The organism is Pseudomonas sp. GW822-FHT02G04 (assembly GCF_058802085.1).
Window position 1 is genome coordinate 21,526 of the sequence record NZ_JBXANU010000027.1, and the last position, 21,996, is coordinate 43,521.

Consider the following 21,996-nt stretch of genomic DNA (forward strand, 5'->3'; position numbering starts at 1 on the left):
CAAGTACTTTTTGAGGTGATTCCCATGATGAAAGGTGGCATGGCCGGCCTGATGAAGCAGGCGCAGCAGATGCAGGAAAAAATGGCCAAGATGCAGGAAGAGCTGGCCAACGCCGAAGTCACCGGTAAGGCCGGTGGCGATATGGTCACCGTGGTAATGACCGGTCGTCACGACGTCAAGCGCGTGACCATCGACCCAAGCCTGGTCGAAGGCCTGAGCGAAGACGACAAGGAGATGCTGGAGGCTGTATTCGCCGCCGCCGTCAACGATGCCGTGCGCAAGATCGAAGCCAACAGCCAGGACAAAATGGGCAGTATGACCGCTGGCATGCAACTGCCACCGGGTATGAAACTGCCATTCTGATTCGCCAACGCGCGTCGGATGGGTTAAAAAAATGCCAGGCATCGCGCCTGGCATTTTTGTTTCTGTCTGGTTTTTGCTAATCCCTGTGGCGAGGGAGCTTGCTCCCGCTGGGTCGCGAAGCGGCCCCAAAAGCTTTGCGACTGCTGCGCAGTCGAACGGGAGCAAGCTCCCTCGCCACAATGAAAGGTAGAAACATCGAACGCGCCACCCCCACAAAGGTCTGCTCCCTATATGGCCGGATTCATCGATCAAGGAGACGCTGCTATTTGACGCTAAACAGAGGCGCGGGTATAAACCGCGTCTCGTTGTTATGTCGGACTTTTTCCCCATGAGCTTCAGCCCTTTGATTCGCCAACTGATCGATGCCCTGCGAATTTTGCCGGGTGTGGGTCAGAAAACTGCCCAGCGCATGGCGTTGCAACTGCTTGAGCGCGATCGCAGCGGCGGTTCGCGACTGGCCCAGGCGCTGAGCCAGGCCATGGAAGGGGTGGGCCACTGCCGTTTGTGCCGCACGCTGACCGAAGACGATCTGTGCCCGCAATGCGCCGATCCACGCCGCGACGACACCTTGCTGTGTGTGGTGGAGGGTCCAATGGACGTTTACGCCGTGGAGCAGACCGGTTTCCGCGGTCGCTACTTTGTGCTCAAGGGCCACTTGTCGCCTCTGGACGGATTGGGGCCGGAAGCCATCGGCATTCCACAACTGATGGCGCGGATCGAAGAGGCGGGCACGTTTACCGAAGTCATCCTCGCCACCAACCCGACGGTGGAAGGCGAGGCCACGGCGCATTACATCGCCCAACTGCTCAGCAACAAAGGCCTGGTTGCCTCGCGCATTGCCCATGGCGTGCCGTTGGGTGGCGAGCTGGAACTGGTGGATGGCGGGACATTGGCGCATTCGTTTGCCGGGCGTAAGCCGATTTCGTTGTAATCGCATCAAAATCAAAAGATCGCAGCCTTCGGCGGCGCCCACAGGCGCGTAGGAGCTGCCGCAGGCTGCGATCTTTTGATCTTCAATCCTTACTTGAATACCAAGCAAGCGCTCGGTTAACTTCGCTGAACCTTCAGTGGAGTTCGCCGATGCCTGCCTTCCAGGAATACTTCGACCCCAGCCACCAATTGGTCCGCGACAGCGTCAGACGTTTCGTCGAGCGCGAGATTCTTCCGGACATCGATCAGTGGGAAGAAGCTGAAAGTTTCCCCCGTGAGCTCTACCTCAAGGCCGGCGCGGCGGGGATTCTGGGCATCGGCTATCCCGAAGCCTTGGGCGGTAGCCACGAAGGGGATGTGTTCGCCAAGATCGCCGCCAGTGAAGAACTGATGCGCTGCGGTTCCGGTGGTCTGGTCGCGGGGCTGGGCTCGCTGGACATCGGCCTGCCGCCGATCCTCAAGTGGGCCAGGCCCGAAGTCCGCGATCGCGTAGTGCCTCAGGTGCTGGCGGGCGAGAAGATCAGCGCCCTGGCCGTCACCGAGCCCAGCGGCGGCTCCGACGTCGCCAACCTGCAAACCCGCGCCGTGCGTGATGGCGACTTTTACCGGGTCAGCGGTAGCAAAACCTTCATTACCAGCGGCGTTCGCGCGGATTTCTACACCGTCGCGGTGCGCACTGGCGAGCCGGGTTTTGGCGGCATCAGTTTGCTGCTGATCGAGAAGGGCACGCCGGGTTTCACCGTCGGTCGTCAGTTGAAGAAAATGGGTTGGTGGGCGTCGGACACCGCCGAGCTGTTTTTCGATGATTGCCGGGTACCGGCCAGCCATTTGATCGGTGCCGAAAACGGGGGCTTTGCCTGCATCATGGGCAATTTCCAGAGCGAGCGTCTGGCTCTGGCGCTGATGGCCAACATGACCGCACAGTTGGCACTGGAGGAGAGCCTGAAATGGGCTGGTCAGCGTGAAGCTTTCGGCAAACCCATCGGCAAGTTCCAGGTGCTCAAGCACCGCCTCGCGGAAATGGCCACGGCATTGGAGGTGTCTCGGGAATTCACCTACCGTCAGGCGGCAAAAATGGCGGCCGGGCAGAGTGTGATCAAAGAGATTTCCATGGCGAAGAATTTTGCTACAGACACGGCGGATCGCATTACCACCGACGCGGTGCAGATTCTGGGTGGTTTGGGTTACATGCGCGAAAGTCTGGTGGAGCGGCTGTACCGCGATAACCGGATTCTGTCGATTGGCGGCGGGACGCGGGAAGTGATGAACGAGATTATCAGCAAGCAGATGGGGCTGTAGTTGGCGGTGCGGCAACTGACGCCATCGCGGGCAGGCCCGCGATGGCGGCCTTACGGACGCCGCTTACTTATCGCTCAACGCAAACTGCGTCAGACAGAAAGTCGCAATCCCCATGTCTTCCAGCCGTTGCGAACCACCCAGCTCCGGCAAGTCAATGATCGCCGCCGCTTCATGCACCCGCGCGCCCATGCGCCGAACCAGGTTGGCCGCCGCAATCAGCGTGCCGCCGGTGGCAATCAAGTCATCGAACAGCACCACCGAATCACCCTCGCACAGGCTGTCGGCGTGGACTTCGAGAAAGGCTTCGCCGTACTCGGTCGCGTAACCTTCGGCCAGCACGTCGGCGGGCAATTTGCCCTGCTTGCGGAACAGCACCAATGGCTTGTTCAGCTGATACGCCAATATCGAACCGATCAGGAAACCGCGCGCGTCCATGGCGCCGATGTGGGTGAAGTCGGCCTCGACGTAGCGATGGGCGAAGCTGTCCATCACCAGGCGCAGGGCTGTGGGCGACTGGAAGAGCGGAGTGATGTCGCGAAAGATCACGCCCGGCTTGGGGAAGTCGATCACGGGGCGGATCAGGGATTTGATGTCGAAGGAGTCGATGACCATCGTCGAAGTGTCCTGGCGGGCTGCAAACGTCGCAGTATAACGGCGGCTGAACCGTTTCGCTCAGCCGCCGTCGCGAGGATCAGCCTTCGATCGAGCCACCGGCCAGGGCGCAGAGCTGGATCGGGTCGAGGATGTGAACTTCCTTGCCCTCGGCGGCGATCAGTTCGTTTTGCTGGAAGCGGGTGAAGACCCGGGACACGGTTTCCACCGCCAGGCCCAGGTAATTGCCGATTTCGTTGCGCGACATGCTCAACCGGAACTGGTTGGCCGAGAACCCCCGGGCGCGGAAACGGGCCGACAGGTTGACCAGGAAGGTGGCAATGCGCTCGTCGGCGGTCTTCTTCGACAGCAGCAACATCATTTGCTGATCGTCACGAATCTCGCGGCTCATCACGCGCATCAACTGACGGCGCAGTTGTGGCAGTTGCAGGGCCAGTTCATCGAGGCGCTCGAACGGGATCTCGCACACCGAAGTGGTTTCCAGGGCTTGCGCCGAGACCGGGTGCTTTTCGGTGTCCATGCCCGACAGGCCGACCAGTTCACTCGGCAAATGGAAACCGGTGAGTTGTTCTTCGCCGCTATCGCTCAGGCTGAAGGTCTTCAGGGCGCCGGAGCGTACTGCATAAACGGAATCGAACGTGTCGCCCTGGCGAAACAGGAACTCGCCTTTTTTCAGCGGGCGCCCGCGTTTGACGATTTCGTCCAGCGCATCCATGTCTTCCAGATTCAGAGAAAGTGGCAGGCAGAGAGGGGCCAGGCTGCAATCCTTGCAATGGGCCTGGTTGTGAGCGCGCAGTTTTACTGGCTCGGACATTTCTTTAATCCTTGTGGGAAAGCACACATAAGCTGTAAGGGTACCCCACGGAAGGACATTCGGGCCAGCCTGCGACAATTTACCCTCATCCCCTAAATCACACGTGAAAAACGCTGGCGATTGCTGTGTCCCAGATATGCATCGAACACCATGCACACCGAACGCACCAGCAATCGCCCGGCGGGCAGCACGGTGATTCTTTCATTGTCCAGCTCAATCAATCCGTCCTTGGCCATGTCCTGCAGCTGTGGCCACAGCTCGCCGAAGTAACCACGAAAATCGATGTTGAAGGCCTGCTCGATGTCCGCGAACTCGAGGTTGAAATGGCAAATCAGTTGCTGAATCACCGCCCTGCGCAAGCGATCGTCGGCGTTGCACAGCAGGCCGCGGTTGGTTGCCAGTTGTGCGGACGCCAAAGCGTTCTGATACTGGTTCAGGTCGCTGCTGTTCTGGCAGTACAGGTCGCCGATCTGGCTGATGGCCGACACCCCCAGACCGATCAGGTCGCAATGACCGTGGGTGGTGTAGCCCTGGAAGTTGCGTTGCAGGGTCGACTCTTCCTGGGCAATCGCCAGTTCATCATCGGGCAGGGCGAAATGGTCCATGCCGATGTAGCGGTAACCGGCGGCCGTCAGTTGTTCGATGGTGCGCTGGAGCATTTCCAGTTTCTGCGCCGGCGCCGGTAGATCGTTGCTGTTGATCCGCCGTTGCGGCATGAAGCGCTCTGGCAGATGGGCGTAGTTGAACACCGAGAGCCGGTCCGGTTGCAGGCTGATGACTTCGTCGACGGTGCGGGCGAAGTTCTCGGGCGTCTGCTTCGGCAGGCCGTAGATCAGATCGATGTTGATCGAGCGAAATTGCAGGGTCCGGGCGGCGTCGATCACCGCGCGGGTTTCTTCCAGGCTTTGCAGGCGATTGACCGCCCGCTGTACCGCCGGGTCGAGGTCTTGCAGGCCGATGCTGACCCGGTTGAAGCCCAGTTCCCGGAGCAGGCCCATGGTCGACCAGTCGGCCTCGCGCGGGTCGATCTCGATGCCGTAGTCGCCGGAATCGTCGTCCAGCAGATTGAAATGCTTGCGCAGCCGGGCCATCAGCTGACGCAGTTCATCGTGGCTGAGAAAGGTCGGTGTGCCGCCGCCAAAATGCAGTTGCTCGACTTTTTGCGTGGGGTCGAGGTGGCAGGCGATCAGCTGGATTTCCTGTTCCAGGCGCTGCAAATAGGGCAGGGCACGGCCGCGGTCCTTGGTGATGACTTTGTTGCAGGCGCAGTAGTAGCAAATGTTCGCGCAGAACGGCACATGCACATACAGGGATAACGGCCGCAGCGCCTTGCGGCTGTCGCGCAAGGCATGAAACAGGTCGAAGGTGCCGACCTGGCTGTCGAATTGCACGGCCGTCGGATACGAGGTGTAGCGTGGCCCCGCCAGGTCGTAACGGCGGATCAGATCTGTGTCCCAACGAATGGCGTCGAGCATGCGGGCATTCCCCCGGATAGGCTGGCAGTGTCGGCGAGTCTAGGGGGGGCGGCGTTGCGGCATCTTGATTTGCATCAACGGTCGGGATTTGTGTTGTCAGTGAGGGCCTCTTCGCGGGCAAGCCTCGCTCCTACAAGGGGTTGCGGATGTCCTGTAGGAGCGAGGCTTGCCCGCGAAGGCCACACCACCAATCTAATGCCCCATCAACCAATGCTGATGCGGCCCCGGCAAGGTCCAGATGCCGAACACCATCACCAGCAAACCACCGGCCATACGCACGCTGCGTTTGCGCAATAACGCCGTGACCCGTTCGGCGGCCAGGCCTGTGGCGAGCAGCACCGGCCAGGTGCCCAGTCCGAAAGCCAGCATCAACAACGCACTGTCCAGCGCATTACCCTGACTCGCCGACCACAGCAATGTGCTGTAAACCAGCCCGCACGGCAGCCAGCCCCACAGTGCGCCGAGCAGCAAGGCGCGGGGCAGGTTCGATACGGGCAATAGTGTGTTGGCAATCGGCTGGATATGCCGCCACAGGCCGCGACCGAGGCTTTCGATGCGGGTCAAGCCGCTCCACCAACCGGCCAGGTACAGCCCCATGGCGATCAGCAGCAATCCGGCGAGGATGCGCATGAACATCGCCGCCGGGCTATTGGCCACGGCCCAACCGGCCAGGCCGATCAGCAGGCCGGCCGCGGCGTAGCTGAGAATCCGCCCCAGGTTGTAGGCCAGCAACAATCGGAAGCGTCTGCTGCGTTGTTCCTTGGGGATCGCCAGGGTCAACGCGCCCATCAAGCCGCCGCACATGCCCAGGCAATGGCCGCCACCGAGCAGGCCGAGGATCAGCGCAGAGACCAGCAGTGGCGCCAACTCAAGCATGGGGCGGCGCCTTGTCGTCCGGTTTGACCGGATGGCCGCTGGCCTCGTCGACCGCTGCCGTGTGCTTCGGGTCCTGGTCATCGAACAGGATGCTATGGGCCGGGCCGTCGAGGTCGTCGTACTGACCGCTGTCGACCGCCCAGAAGAAGATGTAGATAGCGATGGCCACGATCAGCAGCGCGGCCGGGATCATCACGTAGAGAGCTGGCATCTGGACTCCATGCCCGCGCGGCTCAAGCCGGCAGCGGACGGGTTTCTGGCGTGGCGCTGGTGGCTGGCGCGCTCGGCAAGCGAGTCAGGCGCAAAGCATTCAACACCACGGTCAACGAACTGATAGACATGCCGACCGCGGCCCATACCGGAGTGATCCAGCCGAGGGCGGCGAATGGCAACATGAGGCCATTGTACAGCGCTGCCCACAGCAAGTTCTCGATGATGACCCGACGGGTGCGACGGGCCAGGCTGAAGGCTTGCACCAGCGCGTCGAGGCGGTTCGACAGCAACACCGCGTCGGCACTGGTTTTTGCCAGATCGGTGGCCGAGCCCATCGCGACGCTGATGTCGGCGGCGGCCAGCACCGGCACGTCGTTGACCCCGTCACCGAGCATCAACACCTTGCGACCTTCCAGGTGCAGTTGTTGCAGCACCTGCAATTTATCGTCCGGACGCAAACCGCCACGGGCCTCGTCGATGCCCAGTTCGGCGGCGACGCTGGCGACCATCGGCGAGCTGTCGCCGGACAGCAGCAAGGTGCGCCAGCCGCGAGCCTTGCATGCCGCCAGCAGGGCGGGGGCGTCGGCGCGCAAACGGTCATCGAGGACAAACCACGCCAGTGGTCCCTGGCTGTCGCCGAGCAGCAGCCATTGGCCGGGTTCATCGGGCATCATCGGCACTTGAGCACCGCTGAGCTCGCAGACAAAACCCGCTTGGCCAATGCGCAGGCGTTGCGCGCCGACCAAGCCTTCAAGGCCCAGGCCTGGCGTGCTGTGGACTTCTTCGGCAGCCAGCGGCGCGCGGCCAAAAGCCCGGGCGATCGGGTGTTCGGAGCGGTTTTCCAGGGCGGCGGCGAGGCTCAGGCATTGATCGCTCGCCAGTGCCCCAAGCGGCCGGATCGAACGCAAGGCCAGACGACCTTCGGTGAGGGTGCCAGTCTTGTCGAAAATCACCGTGTCGATCTGGTTCAGGCCTTCCAGCACATGGCCGCGCGTCAGCAGCAAACCGAGTTTGTGCAGCGTGCCGGTGGCGGCGGTGAGGGCGGTCGGCGTGGCCAGGGACAATGCGCACGGGCATGTGGCAACCAGCATCGCCAGGACAATCCAGAACGCTCGCGATGAATCCAGCTCCCACCAGAGCAGGCCGATGGCGGCCACTGCGATAAGCGTCAGCAGTAAAAACCACTGCGCGGCGCGGTCGGCGATTTCCGCCAGCCGCGGCTTCTCAGCCTGGGCGCGATCCAGCAGACGGACGATGGCCGACAGGCGTGTGTCCTGACCCAGCGCCAGGACCTCCACGGTCAATGCACCTTCGACGTTCAAGGTGCCGGCGGTGACAGCGTCGCCCAGGGTCCGTGGTTGTGGCAGGTATTCGCCGGTGAGCAGGGATTCGTCGATGCTCGACTGACCATCGAGGATCTTGCCGTCGGCCGGCAGGATCGCGCCGGGGTGCACCAGTACCTGATCGCCCACGCGCAACTCACTGAGCAGGATCCGCTCGCTCTGGCCGTCAGCGCTCAGCCGCAGGCAGGAGGCGGGCAACAGATTAACCAGTTGTGCGGTCGCGGCGGCGGTGCGTTCCCGGGCGCGGCGTTCCAGATAACGTCCGGCTAGCAGGAACAGCGCAAACATCCCTACTGCATCGAAATACAGCTCGCCGACCCCGGTGATTGAGGTCCAGATCCCGGCGATATAGGCACTACCGATTGCCAGCGACACCGAGACGTCCATGGTCAGGTGCCGGGTGCGCAGATCGCGCATCGCCCCTTTGAAGAACGGCGCGCAGCTGTAGAACACGATCGGCGTAGTGAGAAACAACGCGACCCAGCGCAGGATGGTGTGCAACTCGGGGCTGAGGTCGATGTTGAATTCCGGCCAGGTGGCCATGGTCGCCATCATCGCCTGGAACCACAGCAACCCGGCAACGCCGAGTTGGCGCAGGGCCAGACGGTTTTCGCTGGCCAGTTGTTCGCTGGCGCGGTCGGCCTGATAAGGGTGAGCGGCGTAACCGATGTGGCGCAATTCGCTGAGCACCTGGCTCAACGGCAATTGCGCGTCGGCCCAGCGCACGTGCAGGCGATGGTTGGACAGGTTCAGACGTGCTTCGGCCACCGCCGGCAGGCTGCGAAGATGCTTTTCGATCAGCCAGCCGCAGGCGGCGCAACTGATGCCTTCCATCAACAGAGTGGTTTCGGCGAGTTCGCCTTCGTGGCGGACAAAGGGTTGCTGCACGTCGGCGCGATCATACAACGCCAACTCGTCCACCAACTGCACCGGCAAGGCGTCGGGGTTGGCCGAGGCTTCGCTGCGATGCTGGTAATAACTTTCCAGCCCACCGGCCACGATGGCCTCGGCCACCGCCTGGCAACCCGGGCAGCAGAACTCGCGGGTATCCCCGAGGACGGCGGCGGTAAAGCGACTGCCGGCCGGGACGGGCAGGGCGCAGTGGTAGCAGGGGGTTGGGGTAGTCATGAGGCGTTGTCCGATGATCGTTCCCGCGCTCTGCGTGGGAATGCCTCCCCGGACGCTCCGCGTCCGCTTCGGCTGGGACGCGGAGCGTCCCTGGCTGCGTTCCCCCGCAGAGCATGGGAACGATCAGAGGTCTGGCTTACTTCTTCAGGTCTTCGGCGCCTTGCAACGGCTCGTCACCGAGCAGCAGATCCTTGGCATGGCTGACCTGTTCTTCTTCGAACATGCGCCAGATCTTGTCATCCTGCACACCCAACAATTCAACGAAACGCCGGCCTTCGACCTTGTCGCTCAACTGGCCGATGTAGCGGCCCTGTTCGGTTTCGCTGCGGGCCAGGGTGATCTTGCGATCCTTCTCTGGCTGGGTCGGCGAAATCAGGTTCAGTTCAAGGGTTGCAGGCTTGCTGTTACCGCTCAGGCGCAAGTCAACTTCGCCGGTCACCTCATCCAGGTGCACGCTGGCACGCAGTTGCAGGGTCTGGGCCAGCAGTTCACGGTCCAGGGAGCGGTTGATGCCTTTGCCGGCCTCGTAATAGTTGTCGTTGACCAGGTTGTCCGGGTTGTTCACCGCGATGGTCACCATCGACAGGGTCAAGGTCACCGAGCAGGCCAGGATGGCGATGATGATCCACGGCCAAAGGTGCTTGTACCAGGGACTTGCGGCAGTTGCTGCGGGCATGATCACTTCTCTCAACGAATTTGTGGGCCGATGAATCGGCTCTTGGCTTCAACGTGGACGCTGGCGTCATCGGCATCCTTGAGGATGAATTTCACCTCGTTGGTGCTTGACGGCAGTTGCTCCGGTGAGCTGGACAACTCGACCGGCTGGCTGAAAATTTCCCCGGCGGCGACTTTGATCTCGCGCTTGCCTTGCAGCTTGAGGTCCGGCAGACCGGTGGCTTCCAGCACGTAGGTGTGGTCGCGCTGATCCTTGTTCATGATCTTCAGGCTGTAGACGTTTTCGATCCGGCCTTCGGCGTTCTCACGGTACAGCACGCGGTCTTTGCTGACATCGAAACCGACCAGCGAGCGCATGAAAAACGCGGTCACCAGCAACGCGATCATGGTCAGCAACACCAGGGCATAGCCGATCAGGCGCGGGCGCAGTTTATGGGTTTTTTGCCCCGACAGGTTGTGCTCGGTGGTGTAGCTGATCAGGCCGCGCGGGTAATCCATCTTGTCCATGATGCTGTCGCAGGCGTCGATGCACGCCGCGCAGCTGATGCATTCGATTTGCAGGCCGTCGCGGATGTCGATGCCGGTGGGGCAGACCTGGACGCACATGGTGCAGTCGATGCAATCGCCCAGGCCCTGAGCCTTGTAGTCGATACCTTTCTTGCGCGGGCCACGGCCTTCGCCACGGCGCGGGTCGTAGGAGACGATCAGCGTGTCCTTGTCGAACATCACGCTCTGGAAGCGTGCGTACGGGCACATGTAAATGCACACCTGTTCGCGTAACCAGCCGGCGTTGCCGTAGGTGGCGAGGGTGAAGAAACCGACCCAGAAATACGACCAGCCATCGGCTTCACCGGCGAAGAAATCGATCACCAGTTCGCGTATCGGCGAGAAGTAGCCAACGAAGGTCATGCCGGTTACGAAACCGATCAGCAGCCACATCATGTGCTTGCTGAATTTGCGCAGGAATTTGTTGGCGCTCATCGGCGCCTTGTCGAGCTTGATGCGCTGGTTGCGGTCGCCTTCGGTGACCTTTTCGCACCACATGAAGATCCAGGTCCAGACGCTTTGCGGGCAGGTGTAGCCGCACCAGACCCGACCGGCATACACAGTAATGAAGAACAGGCCGAAGGCGCTGATGATCAGAATGCCCGAGAGCAGGATGAAATCCTGAGGCCAGAAGGTCGCGCCAAAAATGAAGAACTTACGCTCCGGCAGGTTCCACCAGACGGCCTGATGACCGCCCCAGCTCAGCCACACCGTACCGAAATACAGCAGAAACAACGCGGCACCGCCCGTCATCCGCAGATTGCGGAACAGACCGGTGAAGGCGCGGGTGTAGATCTTTTCTCGAGAGGCGTAGAGGTCGACGCTGTTGTTTGCGTTCTTGGCAGGTGGAGTGACGTCGTGTACCGGAATCTGATTGCTCATCATTGCATCCCACGGCAGTGGAAAAATGCCTCGGTCAGTACGTGCCGACCGCGGTCAAAAAGAGGTGTTGCAGTGGCGCAATGATACGCCTGTAGCTCTAACTCAAGGGTGCGACCTTTGGTCACGTTGGTGGAAATCAACTGACAGTGTAATGACTTGAATCAATTGACTTGTGAATTATGGACGAGTTTTCGGGCAGGAGTGTTCAATCCGGCTTTCGTCTACGACAGCCACTTTCCGGTTGATCCCCATGTAGGAGCTGCCGAAGGCTGCGATCTTTTGATCTTCATTCAATTCATCCGAGCGGTATTTCTGAAGGTTAGAAAGCAAAGATCAAAAGATCGCAGCCTTCGGCAGCTCCTACACGTCGAGTGCACAGCGCAATCCAAACAAAACGGCCCCGCCAATTCTCATTGGCGGGGCCGTTTTTTGCTTCAAGCATTTGCCTTACTGGGCGTCTGCCACCGGCGCTTTTTCACCGTGCGACAGGCTGTAGACGTAAGCGGCCAACAGGTGAACCTTGTCGTTGCCTTGCAGCTGTTCTTGCGCAGGCATCTGGCCCTGACGGCCGTAACGGATGGTCTGCTGCAGTTGAGCGAAGCTCGAACCGTAGATGAACGCCGCCGGGTGAGTCAGGTTAGGGGCGCCCATGGCCGGGGTGCCTTTGCCTTCCGGACCGTGGCAAGCCACGCAGTTGGCAGCGAACAGTTTCTGGCCGGCAACCGGATCAGCCTTGGCGCCTTCCGGCAGTTTGCGGCCATCGAGGCTGGTCAGCACGTAAGCGGCAACGTCGCTGACGCCTTGTTCGCCGATCACTTCGGCCCAGGCCGGCATCACGGCATGACGGCCGCCCATGATGGTGGTCTTGATGGTTGCCGCTTCACCGCCCCAGCGCCAGTCGGCGTCGGTCAGGTTAGGGAAGCCATAAGCGCCCTTGGCGTCGGAACCGTGGCAGACCGAGCAGTTGGAGGCGAACAGGCGGCCACCCATCTTCAGGGCTTGCGGGTCCTTGGCGACTTCTTCGATTGGCATGGAAGCGAACTTGGCGAAGATCGGGCCGAACTTGGCGTCCGACCTGGCCATTTCCTTTTCCCACTCGTGGACGCCGGTCCAGCCGGTCTGGCCGTTGGCGAACGCGGTCTGCTTGTCGTTATCGAGGTAGCTGTAACCCGGCAGCAGGCCTTTCCAGTTACCCAGGCCTGGGTACAGGACCAGGTAGCCCAGGGCGAAGATGATGGTGCCCACGAACAGCATGAACCACCATTTCGGCAGTGGGTTGTCGTACTCCTCGATCCCGTCGAAGGAGTGGCCGACCGTCTCGTCGGTCTGCTCGGCGCGCTGGCCCTTGCGGGTGGACAGCAGCAGCCAGGTCAGGGCGAAGATGGTGCCGAGACTGAGGACTGTGACGTACAGACTCCAGAACGTAGTCATTCTTTGTTACTCCTAGAAGCTTGCTCGACGTGCTTGATGGCTTCGGGATCATCCGCGAAAGGCAGCAAGGTCGCGTCTTCAAACTCCGACTTGCGCTTGGGGCTGAATACCCACAACGCCAGACCGATGAAGGCCACCATCACAACAACGGTGCCCAGGCCACGAATCATCCCGATATCCATCTAAATCACCGTTTGCTTTTGATGATGGTGCCCAGGCCTTGCAGATAGGCCACCAGCGCGTCCATTTCGGTTTTGCCCTTCACAGCATCCTTGGCGCCGGCGATGTCTTCGTCGGTGTAAGGGACGCCGAGCGTGCGCAAGACTTCCATTTTCTTGGCGGTGTCTTTGCCGTCGAGCTTGTTTTCCACGAGGAACGGGTAAGCCGGCATTTTCGACTCAGGCACCACGTTGCGCGGGTTGTACAAGTGCGCACGCTGCCAGTCATCGGAGTAACGACCGCCGACACGGGCCAGGTCCGGACCGGTACGCTTGGAACCCCACAGGAACGGGTGGTCCCAGACGCTTTCACCGGCGACCGAGTAGTGGCCGTAGCGTTCGGTTTCAGCACGGAACGGGCGGATCATCTGCGAGTGGCAGCCGACACAACCGTTGGCGATGTAGATGTCGCGGCCTTCCAGTTCAAGGGCGGTACGAGGCTTCATGCCCTCGACCGGCTTGTTGGTAACGTCCTGGAAAAACAGCGGAACGATCTGGGTCAGGCCGCCGATGCTGACGGCGATAACCATGAAGAAGGCCAGCAGGCCAATATTCTTCTCGACTGCTTCATGCTTCATCAGTGAGCTCCAACTACAGCAATCTTGGCGGCGGCTTCAGCTTCAGCCGGGTCCGAGGCACGAACGGTACGGAACACGTTGTAGGCCATCAACAGCATGCCGCTGGCAAAGAACGCGCCGCCCAGGGCACGAACGATGAAACCAGGGTGGCTGGCTTGCAGCGCTTCCACGAACGAGTAGGTGAGGGTGCCGTCGTCGTTGATTGCACGCCACATCAGGCCCTGGGTGATGCCGTTGACCCACATCGACGCGATGTACAGCACGGTACCGATGGTCGCGAGCCAGAAGTGCGCGTTGATCAGGCCGGTGCTGTGCATTTGCGCACGGCCGAACAGTTTCGGGATCATGTGGTAGATGGCGCCGATCGAGATCATCGCTACCCAGCCCAAGGCGCCGGCGTGTACGTGGCCGATGGTCCAGTCGGTGTAGTGCGAGAGCGAGTTGACGGTCTTGATGGCCATCATCGGGCCTTCGAAGGTCGACATGCCGTAGAACGCCAGCGACACGACCAGGAAACGCAGGATCGGGTCGGTGCGCAGCTTATGCCAGGCGCCCGACAGGGTCATCATGCCGTTGATCATGCCGCCCCAGCTCGGAGCCAGCAGGATGATCGACATCGCCATGCCCAGCGACTGTGCCCAGTCCGGCAGTGCGGTGTAGTGCAGGTGGTGCGGACCGGCCCAGATGTACAGGGTGATCAGCGCCCAGAAGTGCACGATCGACAAACGATAGGAGTAGATCGGACGCTCGGCCTGTTTCGGCACGAAGTAGTACATCATCCCCAGGAAACCGGTGGTCAGGAAGAAGCCCACGGCGTTGTGGCCGTACCACCACTGGATCATTGCGTCGGTCGCACCCGCGTAGGCCGAGTAGGACTTGAACAGGCTGACCGGCAGCGACATGTGGTTGACGATGTGCAGCATCGCGGTCACGACGATGAAGGCACCGTAGAACCAGTTACCGACATAGATGTGCTTGGTCTTGCGCTTGACGATGGTGCCGAAGAACACCAGGCCGTAGGTGACCCAGACGATGGCCAGCAGAATAGCCAGGGGCCATTCCAGTTCCGCGTATTCCTTGGTGGTGGTGAAACCCATCGGCAAGGTCACGATCGCACCGACGATCACCGCTTGCCAACCCCAGAAGGTGAAGGCCGCGAGGCTGTCGGAGATCAGTCGCGTTTGGCAGGTTCGCTGCACGACGTAATAAGAAGTGGCAAACAGAGCACAACCACCGAAGGCGAAAATCACCAGGTTGGTGTGCAACGGGCGTAAGCGTCCAAAAGTCGTCCACGGCAGACCGAAGTTCAATTCCGGCCATACGAGCTGTGAGGCGATGAAGACACCAAGCCCCATGCCAAGGATCCCCCAGACCACCGTCATGATGGCGAACTGGCGGACTACCTTATAGTTATAAGCAGTCGGACTGATTGCTGTGCTCATTCTAAGGTTCCACGGTTTGGGTGTTTTATTAGGATTAAAAATCGGCCGCAAGTATGGAGAAAGCAGGGGGTCATTGCAACGCGCCATGACCTGGGTCAATGCTTTCAAAAGCTGATTCTGCGGCCTTTCCATGCGCCGTGTAAGGACAAAATTGCCCTCTGACAAAATGTCGCAGCGGATGAAAAAGGCGAGGGGCTCAGGTCAGTTGTAACTGCGTGTGTTCAAACGCAATGATCAAGGGACAGACGGCAATTTGCGCGACAGCCGGTATCTACCAGCCTTTGCGGCCTTTCATCGAACAGAATCGTCGAGCACATCGGGTAAAAATCGACCTGGAACCGACTCATGCCAGTCCGCACCGAGCAAGCTTAGACCCGAATCTGATGAACCGAAAGGAAGGGGATCGGGAGGGTGCGACAATGGGTCGCAAAGAGGCAGGGAACTGCCGCATTCCGCAGAATGCGGCAGCAGAGCGGTCAAAAATTATTCGCTTTTGCCTTGTGCCTGCAAACGCTCGGTGCTGACTCCGTGGGACAAGCTGTACACATAAGCGGCCAGCAATTGCACCTTGTCGTTGCCCAGCAGTTCGTTTTGCGCCGGCATATGGCCCTGGCGGCCATGGCGAATAGTCTGTTGCAGTTGCGCCAGGCTAGTACCGTAGATAAAACCGGCCGGGTGCGTCAGATTCGGCGCGCCCATGGCTTCAGTGCCCTGGCCGTTTGCCCCATGACAGGCTACGCAAGTGGTGCTGAACAGTTGCTGTCCGGCTTGCACGTCGGCACCACTGTCGGCCGGCAGCGGCAGGCCGGCCAGTTCGTGACGCACGTACGCCGCGACGTTTTTCACCCCCGCGTCCCCGAGGATTTCACCCCACGCCGGCATCGCGGCCATGCGACCGCCCATGATCGTGGTTTTGATCGTCTCGGCGCTCCCGCCCCAGCGCCAATCGCTGTCAGCCAGGTTGGGGAAGCCGAATGCGCCCTTGGCATCCGAGCCGTGGCACACCGAGCAGTTGGAGGCAAACAGGCGGCCGCCCATTTTCAGCGCTTGCGGGTCTTTCGCTACTTCTTCCACCGGCATTGCTGCGAATTTGGCGAAGATCGGCCCGAATTTGGCGTCCGCCTTGCTCATCTCCTTTTCCCATTCGTGCACGCCGGTCCAGCCGTTTTCATAACCGGGCAGGATGCCTTTCCAGTTGCCCAGGCCCGGATAAAGGATCAGGTAGCCGACCGAGAACACCAGCGTGCCGGCGAACAGCATGAACCACCACTGCGGCAGCGGGTTGTCGTACTCCTCGATGCCGTCGAAGCTGTGGCCCATGGTCTGGTCGACGCTGCCCTTGGTTTCGCCCCGGCGGGTGCCGATCAGCAGCCAGGTCAGGCCGATCAGGCTGCCGATGGTCAGTACGCAGATCCACGTACTCCAGAAGGTGGTCATGGCCGGGTACTCCTTGTTGTTGCAGATTCTTGGGTAGTGTCTTGTTGCGGCTCGTCGGCAAACGGCAGCAGGCGCGCTTCGGCGAATTGCGAGTTGCGCTTGCTGTTGAACACCCACAGCGTCAGGCCGACGAAGGCCACGAACACCACGACCGTGCCCAGGCCGCGGATCATTCCGCTGCTCATTTCGCTACTTATTCCAAAGATCATGGCCATGACTCACCTCTTGCTCTTGATGGCAGTGCCGAGCACTTGAAGGTAGGCGACCAGCGCGTCCATTTCGGTCTTGCCCTTGAGCGAAGCGACTGAGCCTGCAATGTCTTCGTCGGTGTACGGAACACCGAGGGTGCGCATGGCGCGGATCTTGGTTTCGGTGTGACTGCTGTCGAGCGGGTTGGCCACCAGCCATGGATACGCCGGCATCTTCGATTCCGGCACCACGTTGCGCGGGTTGTACAAGTGCGCGCGGTGCCAGTCTTCGGAGTAGCGCCCGCCGACTCGCGCCAGGTCCGGCCCGGTGCGCTTGGAGCCCCAGAGGAACGGGTGATCCCAAACGCTTTCCCCAGCCACCGAGTAGTGGCCATAACGCTCGGTTTCAGCGCGGAACGGACGGATCATCTGCGAGTGGCAACCGACGCAGCCTTCGCGGATGTAAATGTCACGACCTTCCAGTTGCAATGCGGTGTAGGGCTTCATGCCTTCCACCGGTTTGTTGGTCACGTCCTGGAAGAACAGCGGGACGATCTGGGTCAGGCCGCCGATGCTCACGGCGAACACCATCAGCAACATCAGCAGGCCGACGTTTTTCTCGATTGTTTCGTGTTTCATGGCGGACTCCTCAGGCGATCTGCGCGGCAGCGACGGCTTCGGCAGGCTGCGAGGCCCGCACGGTGCGCCAGGTGTTGTAAGCCATCAGCAACATGCCGCTGAGGAAGATCGCGCCGCCCACCAGTCGCACGATGAAGCCAGGGTGGCTGGCCACCAGGGTTTCGACGAAGGAGTAGGTCAGCGTGCCGTCCTCGTTGACCGCGCGCCACATCAGGCCCTGGGCGATGCCGTTGACCCACATCGAGGCGATGTACAACACGGTGCCGATGGTCGCGAGCCAGAAGTGCGCGTTGATCAGGCCGATGCTGTGCATCTGCTCGCGGCCGAAGACTTTCGGGATCATGTGATACAGCGCGCCGATGGAAATCATCGCTACCCAGCCGAGCGCGCCGGCGTGAACGTGGCCGATGGTCCAGTCGGTGTAGTGGGAGAGGGCATTGACCGTTTTGATCGCCATCATCGGCCCCTCGAAGGTCGACATGCCGTAGAACGCCAGGGACACCACGAGGAAACGCAGGATCGGGTCGCTGCGCAACTTATGCCAGGCACCCGAGAGGGTCATCATGCCGTTGATCATCCCGCCCCAGCTCGGCGCCAGCAGAATCAACGACATCACCATGCCCAGCGACTGTGCCCAGTCCGGCAGCGCGGTGTAGTGCAAGTGGTGAGGGCCTGCCCAGATGTACAGGGTGATCAGTGCCCAGAAGTGCACGATCGACAAGCGATAGGAATACACCGGGCGCTCGGCCTGTTTCGGCACGAAGTAGTACATCATCCCGAGGAAACCGGCGGTGAGGAAAAAGCCTACGGCGTTGTGGCCGTACCACCACTGCACCATGGCATCGGTCGCACCGGAGTACAGCGAGTAGGACTTGGTCAGACTCACCGGCAATTCCAGGTTGTTGACGATGTGCAGGATCGCCACGGTGATGATGAATCCACCGAAGAACCAGTTACCGACATAGATGTGTTTGGTCTTGCGCTGCATGATCGTGCCGAAGAACACGATGGCGTAGGCCACCCAGACGATGGTGATCAGGATGTCAATCGGCCATTCCAGTTCGGCGTATTCCTTGGAACTGGTGTAACCCAGCGGCAGGCTGATGGCCGCCAACAGGATCACCAGTTGCCAGCCCCAGAAGCAGAACGCGGCGATCTTCGGCGCGAACAGCCGAGTCTGGCAGGTGCGCTGTACCGAGTAAAAAGAACTGGCGAACAACGCGCAGCCGCCGAAGGCGAAGATCACCGCGTTGGTGTGCAACGGGCGCAACCGGCCGAAACTGGTCCATGGCAGATTGAAGTTGAGTTCGGGCCAGACCAACTGGGCGGCGAGAAAAACCCCGAGCCCCATGCCGACGATGCCCCACACCACCGTCATAATGGCGAATTGGCGGACCACCTTGTAGTTGTAGGCGGTACTGATAGAAGTGTTCATGGTTCCCCATCCACGGTTCAGCCGAAGGAGAACGCGTGCGCAAGGCAACGCTCCCTTCGCCTGGAGTTATAGGCAGACTAAAAGCGAGGCAAGCATGGACAAACAGCACAAGGCCAGTATTGACGGGGATCAATGGGCGCAGTGCGTGCGGGATCACGGATGGCTGTGGAATGCCGCGCTGACGCCAGCCTCGGCGACGCTGATTCTCGCCCATGGCGCGGGTGCGCCGATGGACAGCGGCTGGATGAACGACATGGCTGCACGCCTCGCCGATCAAGGCGTCAACGTATTGCGCTTCGAGTTTCCCTACATGGCGCAACGGCGAGTGGACGGCGGCAAGCGCCCACCGAATCCAGCACCGAAGTTGCTGGAATGCTGGCGCGAGGTGTACGCCGTGGTGCGACGCCATGTCACTGGGCTTCTGGCCATTGGCGGCAAGTCCATGGGCGGGCGGATGGCCAGTCTTTTGGCCGATGAGCTGGAAGCGGAGGCGCTGGTGTGTCTCGGTTATCCGTTTTATGCCGTCGGCAAACCGGAGAAACCTCGGGTTGAGCATTTGGCTGGGCTAAAGACACGGACGTTGATTGTGCAGGGTGAGCGGGATGCGCTGGGCAATCGTGAAGCCGTTGAGGCTTATACGTTGGCGCCGGGTATCGAGGTGTTCTGGCTGGCGGCGGGGGATCATGATTTGAAGCCATTGAAAGCTTCGGGGTTTAGCCATGAGCAGCATTTGGCGGATGTGGCGGAGAAGGTGGCTGCATTTCTTCAGTGAAGTTTGTGGTGACGACGAGGGCCTCTTCGCGGGCAAGTCGGATCGCCGCACCGCTCGCTCCTACAGATTATTGGCGTCCGTATTATCGGTGCATCACCTGTAGGAGCGAGGCTTGCCCGCGAAGGCGGTCTGCCTGACAACGAAGATCAGCGGTTAAACCGCTCCACCAACGAATACTGGGTATTCGCGGTCTTGGTCAGTTCTTCACTCAACAGCGCCGAGTTCTGTGCCTGTTCCGAGGTCTGGTCAGCCAGTTGCGAGATGTTGCTGATGTTGCGGCTGATTTCTTCGGCCACCGAACTTTGCTCTTCGGTCGCGGCAGCGATTTGGGTGGTCATGTCAGTGATGTGGGCCACCGCTTCGCTGATGCCCACCAGCGCCTGATCCGCTTCCAATACCCGCGCCACACCTTCTTCGGCCTGGCGATGGCCGGTCTCCATGGTTTGCACAGCCGAACTGGCGGTTTGTTGCAGCTTGGCGATCAGGGCGTGGATCTGCCCGGTGGATTCGCTGGTGCGTTGCGCCAATTGGCGCACTTCGTCGGCCACCACTGCAAAACCACGGCCCATCTCACCGGCACGCGCTGCTTCAATTGCGGCGTTCAAGGCGAGCAGGTTGGTCTGGTCGGCAATGCCTTTGATCACGTCGACCACGCCACCGATTTCGTCGCTGTCCTTGGCCAGTTGCGTAACGGTCAGGCCGGTCTCACCCACCACCACCGACAGGCGCTGAATGGCTTCGCGGGTTTCGCCTGCGATGTCGCGACCGCGACCGGTCAGGCGATTGGCTTCCTGAGTGGCGTCGGCGGTGCGCTGCACGTGGCTGGCGACTTCCTGAGTGGTGGCGGCCATCTGATTGACGGCGGTCGCCACTTGCTCGGTTTCGACGCGCTGACGTTCCAGGCCGGTGGAGCTGTTGTGGGCCAGGGTGTCGGACTGTTTCGCTTGCTCGGTCAGGTGCTCGGCGGTGTCCTGCAGACGGGTCAGGCAGGTTTTCAGGCGTGCTTCCTGGCTGAGGATCGACATCTCCAGACGCGCCTGGGCGCCACGGCTGTCGGTGTACATCTGCGCGATCAGCGGGTCGGACGTGGTCTGTTCGGCCAGGCGCAGCAAACGCTTGATGCCGCGCTGTTGCCAGCTCAAGCCCATCAAGCCCAACGGCACCGAAAGACCGGCGGCGAGGGCGAAGCCCCATTGCGACGTCAGGGTGGCGCCGATCATGAAACTCAACTGGCTGACCAGAATGAACGGCAGCCAGTCCTGAAGTACTGGCAACCACTTATCCGTTTGAGGAACGGCGGACTTGCCCTGGTTGATGCGTTGGTAGAGCGCTTCGGCACGGCGGATCTGCTCGGCGGTGGGTTTGACCCGCACCGACTCGTAACCGATCACCTGATTGCCGTCGAACACCGGTGTGACATAGGCGTTAACCCAATAGTGGTCACCGGTCTTGCAGCGATTCTTGACAATGCCCATCCATGGCAAGCCTTGTTTCAGTGTGTCCCACATGTGCGCGAACACCGCAGCCGGGACGTCGGGGTGACGAACCAGGTTATGCGGCGCACGGATCAGTTCCTCACGCGAAAACCCGCTGATTTCGATGAAAGCATCGTTGCAGTAGGTGATCATGCCCTTGGCATCGGTGGTGGAAATCAACCGTTGCTGAGCCGGGAAGGTCCGTTCGCGTTGTGTAATGGGCTGGTTGTTACGCATGGCTTTTTCAATCCGCAAGGCTTTGAAGAGGTATCGGCATCGTCAGGAGTTTATTGAAGTTTTTTTTCAATAATCAGTGGCGCGTCGCAAAACGACCGGCGCGTCATCCCGCGAGCATCGGATACGTGAACAAGCTGAAATGCAGCAGATTCAAACCAAAATGGGTGGCGATGGCCGCGGCCAACCCGCCGAAACGGTAGGCCAGGCCATAGCCGATACCGGCCAGGCTGGCCAGTAACACCCATTGCCAGCCAGCGCCCAGATGAACGAGGCCAAATAGCAATGATGCGAGCACCAGCGCGAGGCTTTCGCCATAAGGCAGGTGTTTAAACTGCCGGCTCAGACCGCCCTGGATGTAGCCGCGAAACAGCGCTTCTTCCACCAGCGTCACCAGCAACAGATTGTTCAGCATCCACAGCCAGGCCTGATCCGGCCATTTCGGTGCCCAACTGATCACGCCCAGCAATAGCGCACCACCCAGAGCCAGTACGGCACTCACGGTCAGGGCGAGGGCGGTGGCATACACCGACAGGCGCAGGGAGCGCCGGCCGATAATCCACGGACAAACCAGTAACAGCCAGAAGCCGATCAGGGGTTTGTCCTGATTCAGGTACATGGCGAACCGTACGGCATCGTCGGTGAAACGCTGGGGATCGATGGCGCGACCGTTGTAGAAACCGGGAAGCCAGTGTGTCGCCAGCGCCACCGCCAGGACGATGAACAAGCCGTGGCCGAGGTAGCGGCCGAGGGGAATCTGTTGTTGGCGAACGGCGAAACCGGCGGTCAGCAGTAACCCGAAAGAGATAGCAGCCAGCCAGCCGAGATGGCCGTAGATCAGAGCCAGGCCGTAGCCGAACGAGAGAAGTGCCAGATAGATCCATGGCAGAGCGATCATTTGAAGTCCTTGAGAGCGGAGGTGCCTGTTTTCTTGGGGCGCGCAATTATAGAGACATACGTCGCCCAAACAAAAACACCGCCCGAAGGCGGT

At 60.7% G+C, this 21,996-nt stretch carries 22 protein-coding genes; 4 read left to right on the forward strand and 18 right to left on the reverse strand.

Features of this window, described 5'->3' with window-relative positions; translation table 11 throughout:
* The first annotated feature begins 24 nt into the window (after positions 1-24).
* The 3 genes from AC1RO5_RS25435 (at position 25) to AC1RO5_RS25445 (ending at position 2,592) form a co-directional block, all read left to right on the forward strand.
* Positions 25-363: a YbaB/EbfC family nucleoid-associated protein gene (locus tag AC1RO5_RS25435; RefSeq protein WP_007933349.1), complete on the forward strand. Its 339-nt coding sequence runs from the start codon at positions 25-27 to the stop codon at positions 361-363.
* Between the two features lie 328 nt (positions 364-691).
* The gene (gene recR, locus AC1RO5_RS25440) at positions 692-1,294 is read left to right on the forward strand and encodes a recombination mediator RecR (protein ID WP_019648283.1); all 603 of its coding nucleotides are present in this window, start codon (positions 692-694) and stop codon (positions 1,292-1,294) included.
* A gap of 149 nt (positions 1,295-1,443) precedes the next feature.
* The gene (locus AC1RO5_RS25445) at positions 1,444-2,592 is read left to right on the forward strand and encodes an acyl-CoA dehydrogenase family protein (protein ID WP_493178311.1); all 1,149 of its coding nucleotides are present in this window, start codon (positions 1,444-1,446) and stop codon (positions 2,590-2,592) included.
* 63 nt (positions 2,593-2,655) lie between these two features.
* Here the strand turns inward: AC1RO5_RS25445 and AC1RO5_RS25450 are convergent, their stop codons facing one another.
* The 16 genes from AC1RO5_RS25450 to ccoN (AC1RO5_RS25525) form a co-directional block, all read right to left on the reverse strand.
* Positions 2,656-3,204 (reverse strand): adenine phosphoribosyltransferase, encoded by a 549-nt coding sequence (locus AC1RO5_RS25450; protein ID WP_086945126.1) that lies wholly within the window; start codon positions 3,202-3,204, stop codon positions 2,656-2,658.
* A gap of 79 nt (positions 3,205-3,283) precedes the next feature.
* On the reverse strand, positions 3,284-4,018 hold the full coding sequence (fnrA, locus tag AC1RO5_RS25455; protein WP_007933357.1) for a Crp/Fnr family transcriptional regulator FnrA: 735 nt from the start codon (positions 4,016-4,018) through the stop codon (positions 3,284-3,286).
* A gap of 92 nt (positions 4,019-4,110) precedes the next feature.
* On the reverse strand, positions 4,111-5,493 hold the full coding sequence (gene hemN / locus AC1RO5_RS25460; protein ID WP_493178313.1) for an oxygen-independent coproporphyrinogen III oxidase: 1,383 nt from the start codon (positions 5,491-5,493) through the stop codon (positions 4,111-4,113).
* A gap of 192 nt (positions 5,494-5,685) precedes the next feature.
* The gene (locus AC1RO5_RS25465) at positions 5,686-6,369 is read right to left on the reverse strand and encodes a sulfite exporter TauE/SafE family protein (RefSeq protein ID WP_493178315.1); all 684 of its coding nucleotides are present in this window, start codon (positions 6,367-6,369) and stop codon (positions 5,686-5,688) included.
* On the reverse strand, positions 6,362-6,580 hold the full coding sequence (ccoS, locus tag AC1RO5_RS25470; RefSeq protein ID WP_019648288.1) for a cbb3-type cytochrome oxidase assembly protein CcoS: 219 nt from the start codon (positions 6,578-6,580) through the stop codon (positions 6,362-6,364). Before ccoS ends, AC1RO5_RS25465 begins: the two co-directional genes overlap by 8 nt.
* Positions 6,581-6,602: 22 nt before the next feature.
* Positions 6,603-9,053 (reverse strand): heavy metal translocating P-type ATPase, encoded by a 2,451-nt coding sequence (locus AC1RO5_RS25475; protein ID WP_493178316.1) that lies wholly within the window; start codon positions 9,051-9,053, stop codon positions 6,603-6,605.
* Positions 9,054-9,189: 136 nt separating this feature from the next.
* Entirely contained in the window at positions 9,190-9,729 is a 540-nt protein-coding gene (locus tag AC1RO5_RS25480; RefSeq protein ID WP_493178317.1) for a FixH family protein, read from the reverse strand.
* Positions 9,730-9,740: 11 nt separating this feature from the next.
* The gene (gene ccoG / locus AC1RO5_RS25485) at positions 9,741-11,156 is read right to left on the reverse strand and encodes a cytochrome c oxidase accessory protein CcoG (RefSeq protein ID WP_493178318.1); all 1,416 of its coding nucleotides are present in this window, start codon (positions 11,154-11,156) and stop codon (positions 9,741-9,743) included.
* A gap of 447 nt (positions 11,157-11,603) precedes the next feature.
* On the reverse strand, positions 11,604-12,587 hold the full coding sequence (gene ccoP / locus AC1RO5_RS25490; RefSeq protein WP_258670150.1) for a cytochrome-c oxidase, cbb3-type subunit III: 984 nt from the start codon (positions 12,585-12,587) through the stop codon (positions 11,604-11,606).
* On the reverse strand, positions 12,584-12,769 hold the full coding sequence (locus tag AC1RO5_RS25495; RefSeq protein ID WP_003175465.1) for a CcoQ/FixQ family Cbb3-type cytochrome c oxidase assembly chaperone: 186 nt from the start codon (positions 12,767-12,769) through the stop codon (positions 12,584-12,586). Before AC1RO5_RS25495 ends, ccoP (AC1RO5_RS25490) begins: the two co-directional genes overlap by 4 nt.
* Before the next feature lie 5 nt (positions 12,770-12,774).
* Complete coding sequence (ccoO, locus tag AC1RO5_RS25500; RefSeq protein ID WP_018925301.1) at positions 12,775-13,383, reverse strand: cytochrome-c oxidase, cbb3-type subunit II; 609 nt, start codon at positions 13,381-13,383, stop codon at positions 12,775-12,777.
* Entirely contained in the window at positions 13,383-14,825 is a 1,443-nt protein-coding gene (ccoN, locus tag AC1RO5_RS25505; protein WP_007942208.1) for a cytochrome-c oxidase, cbb3-type subunit I, read from the reverse strand. The genes ccoO (AC1RO5_RS25500) and ccoN (AC1RO5_RS25505) overlap by 1 nt, the downstream gene beginning before the upstream one ends.
* A gap of 483 nt (positions 14,826-15,308) precedes the next feature.
* Positions 15,309-16,262 carry a cytochrome-c oxidase, cbb3-type subunit III gene (gene ccoP / locus AC1RO5_RS25510; protein WP_493178319.1) on the reverse strand — a complete coding sequence of 318 codons (954 nt, stop codon included), beginning with the start codon at positions 16,260-16,262 and terminating at the stop codon, positions 15,309-15,311.
* Positions 16,259-16,477 carry a cbb3-type cytochrome oxidase subunit 3 gene (locus AC1RO5_RS25515; RefSeq protein WP_493178320.1) on the reverse strand — a complete coding sequence of 73 codons (219 nt, stop codon included), beginning with the start codon at positions 16,475-16,477 and terminating at the stop codon, positions 16,259-16,261. Before AC1RO5_RS25515 ends, ccoP (AC1RO5_RS25510) begins: the two co-directional genes overlap by 4 nt.
* Before the next feature lie 3 nt (positions 16,478-16,480).
* Entirely contained in the window at positions 16,481-17,089 is a 609-nt protein-coding gene (gene ccoO, locus AC1RO5_RS25520; RefSeq protein ID WP_007942211.1) for a cytochrome-c oxidase, cbb3-type subunit II, read from the reverse strand.
* A gap of 10 nt (positions 17,090-17,099) precedes the next feature.
* Positions 17,100-18,524 (reverse strand): cytochrome-c oxidase, cbb3-type subunit I, encoded by a 1,425-nt coding sequence (gene ccoN, locus AC1RO5_RS25525; protein ID WP_007942213.1) that lies wholly within the window; start codon positions 18,522-18,524, stop codon positions 17,100-17,102.
* Between the two features lie 94 nt (positions 18,525-18,618).
* Between ccoN (AC1RO5_RS25525) and AC1RO5_RS25530 the strand changes: the two genes are divergently transcribed.
* On the forward strand, positions 18,619-19,296 hold the full coding sequence (locus tag AC1RO5_RS25530) for an alpha/beta family hydrolase (protein ID WP_493178321.1): 678 nt from the start codon (positions 18,619-18,621) through the stop codon (positions 19,294-19,296).
* 146 nt (positions 19,297-19,442) lie between these two features.
* On the opposite strand, the gene AC1RO5_RS25535 is transcribed toward AC1RO5_RS25530, so the two are convergent.
* Positions 19,443-21,008 (reverse strand): methyl-accepting chemotaxis protein, encoded by a 1,566-nt coding sequence (locus tag AC1RO5_RS25535; protein WP_493178324.1) that lies wholly within the window; start codon positions 21,006-21,008, stop codon positions 19,443-19,445.
* A gap of 103 nt (positions 21,009-21,111) precedes the next feature.
* Positions 21,112-21,903 carry a CPBP family intramembrane glutamic endopeptidase gene (locus AC1RO5_RS25540; RefSeq protein ID WP_493178326.1) on the reverse strand — a complete coding sequence of 264 codons (792 nt, stop codon included), beginning with the start codon at positions 21,901-21,903 and terminating at the stop codon, positions 21,112-21,114.
* Positions 21,904-21,996: the final 93 nt, after the last annotated feature.